Below are 438 nucleotides of genomic sequence, written 5' to 3' on the forward strand. Positions count from 1 at the left end.
TGGAAGCATTGTATCTACAACGTCATCTTTTAGATGAATTAATTCGTAAAAATAAAATCAACAATATCGTTGCAGCTCAAATTCGAGAAAATATCAATTACAACGAAATTGTCTTGTCTTTACAGTCCAAACATTAAGCAAGACATAACAACACCCCGTACATATGAGACAAAGTCATTATCATCTCATATGTACGGGGTTTTTATAGTCAACATCAAAAAATCGGATTGATGAAAAGTAAATAACCTTTCATCAATCCGATTTGATTATAGAATCTATTTTTTTAGTTTAAATGGAATTGTACATACGTTAACATTCTTTTGATAAATTAAATACAATTTCATACGCAAACTAGTTTGATTGTGTAATAAATTATGCCAACGTTTCTTAGTAATAAATTCTGGTATCACTACTGTAATCATATAGTTTTGATCGTTG

General features: G+C 28.8%; 1 protein-coding gene. It reads right to left on the reverse strand.

From position 1 onward, the window contains the following. Window positions 1–275 precede the first annotated feature (275 nt). On the reverse strand, window positions 276–422 hold the full coding sequence (locus tag AC30CM_RS27100) for a hypothetical protein (protein ID WP_490119992.1): 147 nt from the start codon (window positions 420–422) through the stop codon (window positions 276–278). Window positions 423–438: the final 16 nt, after the last annotated feature.

This window comes from Mycobacterium sp. DHQP2018-32-09, assembly GCF_058148405.1.